The sequence below is a fragment of the Streptomyces thermovulgaris genome, from assembly GCF_002155915.1.
Taxonomy (GTDB): domain Bacteria; phylum Actinomycetota; class Actinomycetes; order Streptomycetales; family Streptomycetaceae; genus Streptomyces; species Streptomyces thermovulgaris.
This window is the reverse complement of sequence record NZ_MUME01000457.1, coordinates 1-4,340: the sequence shown is the minus strand read 5'-3', so window position 1 is coordinate 4,340 and position 4,340 is coordinate 1. Positions and strand designations below refer to the sequence as shown.

Genomic DNA, 4,340 nt, shown 5'->3' with positions numbered 1-4,340 from the left:
ACTGTCGCGGGCTCAGCCCGGTGAACGGGGCTATCCAGGACGGCTCCGACGCCGTGATCACACCAGCCACACCATGATCATCTCACCTGCGACCAGCAGTTACGGGACAGCCCTTAGCCTTCGTTGAGCGCGGGGGCGTGGATGGGTTCCTGAGGGAGTTCGGGGCCGATCGGGGGGCTGAGATTTTGGAAGAGCTGGGACGGGAGTTGAGTGCGTGAGCGAGGGCGGTAATCCTTCGGAGCTTCCGAAGGGGTGGGTCCAGGTTCGACTGGACGAAATCGCCGAGGTGCGGCTTGGTCGGCAGCGATCGCCCAAGAACCATTCCGGTACGCAGATGCGCCCGTACCTGCGCGCTGCGAATGTGGACTGGAATGGTCTCAAGCTGGACGACGTGAAGGAGATGAACTTCACGGATGATGAAGTTGCCGTCTACGGCTTGAAGAAGGGGGACATCCTACTGAGCGAGGCGTCTGGTAGCGCCTCCGAGGTCGGTAAGCCCGCTATTTGGAACGATGAGATCGCTGACTGTTGCTTTCAGAACACGCTGATCCGTGTTCGCAGCTATGGCGTCGACCCCGGTTACCTGCTGCATTTCTTGCGCAGTGAAGCCATCCGTGGAGCCTTCGTGAAACACTCGCGCGGCGTGGGCATCCACCATCTCGGGGCTGCAAGACTTGCTGCATGGCAGGTCCCAGTGCCTCCGTTGGAGGAGCAGCGGCGCATCGTCTCAGCTGTTGAGGAATATCTGACTCAACTGGCGCGAGCCGAATCCGTAGCGCGGGCAGGTTTGCAGAAGCTCACCGCATACGCAGGGCAGCTGTTGCGCCATGCCTGTGACGGGCGGCTTATCGGGCTTACCGCTGCGGAAGAGCAGGTGCAGCCAACACCCGCTGATTGTATCGACGGTGACCTTCCTAGGTTGCCTGGAGGGTGGGCTTGGGCCCGGCTTGAGGAAATCGCAGATGTTGTTGGAGGGATTACTAAGGATTCCAAGCGGCAGTCTGATCCGAAGCTTGTAGAGGTTCCCTATCTGCGGGTCGCCAATGTGCAGCGTGGGCGCCTGGATCTTTCGAATGTATCCAGTATTCGTGCTACGCCAGACAAGATTGCGGCACTTTCTCTTCGGCCGGGAGATGTGCTCCTGAATGAAGGGGGTGATCGCGACAAGCTTGGCAGGGGATGGATCTGGGAAGGACAGATTGATAACTGCATCCACCAGAACCATGTGTTCCGTGCCCGTGTTCGCGATGAAGTGGTTGACCCGAAGATTATCGCTTGGCACGCGAACAGCTTCGGACGTCGTTGGTTCGAAGTAAATGGCAAGCAGAGCGTGAATTTGGCGTCGATCAGCCTGAAAAAGATCAGACAGTTCCCGGTGCCAGTGCCTCCAAGTGATGTGCAAGAAGAGATTGTGAAGGAGACCGAGCGTAGACTCTCGGTCATTGAGAAAACTGAGGCAGCCATCCGTTCGGTCTTGGGGCGTGTTGCAATTGTTCGCCGCTCCCTCCTCGCCGAAGCCTTCGCCGGCCGTCTGGTCCCCCAGGATCCTGCCGATGAGCCCGCTGAGGCCCTTCTCGACCGTATCCGCGCGGAGCGGGAGGCAGCCGGGGTGACCAAGTCCCGTCGCCGGAGCCCTCGCCGGGCACCCGCTCAGCGCAAGCGCACTCCGGGTACTGCATCCACTCTGGAAGCTCCCCCGCCACCTCGGGCAGACGCCCCCGCCCTGGCCACTGCCACTCAGCCCACCCTTGACCTGGAGATCTCCTCGTGACCACGACTGAGGCCCGTCGGCTCGTCGACAAGCTCTGGAGTTACTGCCATGTCCTGCGGGACGACGGCGTCTCCACCATCGATTACGTCGAGCAGTTGACGCTTCTCGTGTTCCTGAAGATGGCGCACGAGGCGCAGTCCCGCCCGCCGATGTTCCGCGAGCAGATCATGCCCGAGGGGCCGGTCTGGGAAGGTCGTGGCTGGCCCGAGCTGCTGAGCAGCGACGGTGCCGCGCTCGAATCCGCCTACACACAGCTTCTCGAAGACCTCGGCAACCAGCGCAAGGGCACCACCTTCCACCTGATCTTCAACGGGGCCCGTAACCGTATCCACGACCCCGCGAAGCTCAAGCGCCTGGTCAAGGACCTGATCGACAAGGAGAACTGGTCGGGCCAGAAGACCGACATCAAGGGCGACGCCTACGAGGAACTGCTGTCCCGTGGTGCTGAGGACATCAAGTCGGGCGCGGGCCAGTACTTCACGCCCCGCTCGTTGATCCAGGCCATCATCGACTGTGTCCGTCCGACCCCTGACGACACGATCACTGACCCCGCCTGCGGCACTGGCGGCTTCCTTCTCGCCGCCGCCGAGTACATCCTTCACGAGTACGGCAACCGGCTCACCCCCGAGCAGCGCAAGCACCTCAGCAGCGGCGGTATCTGGGGCACCGAACTCGTACGGAACACCGCCCGCCTCGCCGCGATGAACCTCTTCCTGCACGGCATCGGCCAGCCCACTGGCACCGCCCTGGTCCACACCCAAGATGCCCTCGCCACCCCGCCCGTCAAGCGCGCGAGCCTGGTCCTGGCCAACCCGCCCTTCGGAAAGAAGTCGTCGATCACCGTCTACGGCGACGACGGCTCGGCCGCCCGTGAGGCGATCGCGTACGAGCGCCGCGACTTCTGGGTCACCACGACCAACAAGCAGCTCAACTTCGTCCAGCACATCGCCTCGTTGCTGGAGATCCACGGCCGCGCGGCGGTCGTCGTTCCCGACAACGTCCTCTTCGAGGGCGGTGCGGGCGAGACCATCCGTCGGCGCCTGCTGAAGGAATACGACGTTCACACGCTGCTGCGCCTGCCCACCGGCATCTTCTACGCGGGCGGCGTCAAGGCCAACGTGTTGTTCTTCGAACGCAAGCCGGCCCGCCCCGAGAAGCCGTGGACCGAGAAGCTGTGGGTCTACGACTTCCGTACGGGCCAGCACTTCACCCTCAAGCAGAATCCCCTTACCCGGGCCCACCTTGAGGACTTCGTGCAGTGCTACCGCCCCGGCGAGGACCGCTCCAAGCGAGTGGAGACGGAACGCTTCAAGGCGTACACGTACGAGGAACTGATCGCTCGCGACAAGGCCAACCTCGACATCACCTGGCTCCGCGACCCGAGCATCGACGACGCGGACAACCTGCCCGCGCCCGAGGTGCTGGCCGCTGAGATCGTCGAGGACCTTCAGGCAGCTCTGGAGGAATTCACCGCGATCGCCGAGACGCTGCAGCAGGCCCGTGGCGAGGGCGCGGCAGCGGAAGTGCCTTCGGCCTCGGAATGACGGCGTACGCGTGGCCCGCACCCGTGGGCGTGGGTGCGGGCCGCGCGCGGCTGATCCGTCAGTGGGCGGCGGCGTACGGCAGGAAGGCCGCCCAGGTGGTGGGGGTGAGGGTGAGTCGGGGGCCGGTGGGGTTCTTGGAGTCGCGGACGAGGATGCGGTCGGGGACCGCTGCCACTTCGACGCAGGACGGGCCGTCGTCCGAGCTGTGACTGCTCTTTATCCACTCCAGCTCGGTACCGGCTCCGCTGTAGGGCTTGAGGGTCATGTCTCTCCCCGCAGTTTTTCGATGAGGGTCAGGGATTTCCGTGGCGTGAGGGCTTGCGCTCGGATGATCCCATAGCGCATGTCGAGGACGGTGGTCTCCTTGGGATTGCAGAACACGCGGTTTGTGAGTGGTGCTTCGCCGAGCCCCACGGTTGTTCCGTCCTTGAGTTTGAGCAGTCGGAAGGGGCCGCCGAGGCCTGAATTCTCCTCGCTGTCGAGAGGAAGAACCTGAAGATCGATGTTGGGCAACCTGGCCACCTCCAACAGCCGTTCGAGCTGCCCGCGCATGACCATCCTGCCCCCGATCGGCCGCCGTAGCGTCGCCTCGCACAGCACAAAGCTGAAAAGTGGCCGGGCTGTTGCGCTACTGACGATCTCCTGACGGGCCAGCCGCGCGGCCACCTGCTGCTCCAGCTCCTCCTCCGTGAACGGCGGGCGCCGTGAGCTGAACACGGCCTGTGCGTACTCCTTGGTCTGCAACAGCCCGTCGACGACCGAGTTGTTGTAGGAGCAGATCTCGACGGCCTCCGCCTCCAGGCGCTTCACGTCCCGTACCTTCTTCGGGTACCGGGCCTCCGCCACGTCCTCCTTCATCGCCGAGATCTTGCCGCCCGCGTTCAGGGCCTTGTCCGCCGCGTCCAGGTACTCGGGGCGGGGGATCCGCCGTCCCCGTTCCACGGAGGAGACCAGCTCCTGCCCGTATCCGATGGCCGCCCCGAACTCTGCCTGGGGCATGCCGGCGGACTCCCGCCACAGCTTCA

4 protein-coding genes are annotated in these 4,340 nt (G+C 63.9%); 2 read left to right on the top strand and 2 right to left on the bottom strand.

From position 1 onward, the window contains the following. Positions 1-214: 214 nt before the first annotated feature. Both CCN35_RS26305 and CCN35_RS26300 read left to right on the top strand, forming a co-directional pair. Complete coding sequence (locus CCN35_RS26305; RefSeq protein ID WP_086794589.1) at positions 215-1,771, top strand: restriction endonuclease subunit S; 1,557 nt, start codon at positions 215-217, stop codon at positions 1,769-1,771. Then, positions 1,768-3,315: an HsdM family class I SAM-dependent methyltransferase gene (locus CCN35_RS26300; protein ID WP_086794586.1), complete on the top strand. Its 1,548-nt coding sequence runs from the start codon at positions 1,768-1,770 to the stop codon at positions 3,313-3,315. Before CCN35_RS26305 ends, CCN35_RS26300 begins: the two co-directional genes overlap by 4 nt. 58 nt (positions 3,316-3,373) lie before the next feature. Here CCN35_RS26300 and CCN35_RS26295 read toward each other — a convergent pair whose 3' ends face one another. Then, the gene (locus CCN35_RS26295) at positions 3,374-3,580 is read right to left on the bottom strand and encodes a DUF397 domain-containing protein (protein ID WP_086794583.1); all 207 of its coding nucleotides are present in this window, start codon (positions 3,578-3,580) and stop codon (positions 3,374-3,376) included. Next, positions 3,577-4,340 (bottom strand): helix-turn-helix domain-containing protein (locus CCN35_RS26290; protein ID WP_107501104.1); only part of this gene is annotated, 764 nt, incomplete at its 5' end. The genes CCN35_RS26290 and CCN35_RS26295, both read right to left, overlap by 4 nt.

Bases quoted from the DNA above. Each gene is read 5' to 3' on its own strand.
- CCN35_RS26295 (WP_086794583.1), bottom strand. From the start codon at position 3,580: ATGACCCTCAAGCCCTACAGCGGAGCCGGTACCGAGCTGGAGTGGATA.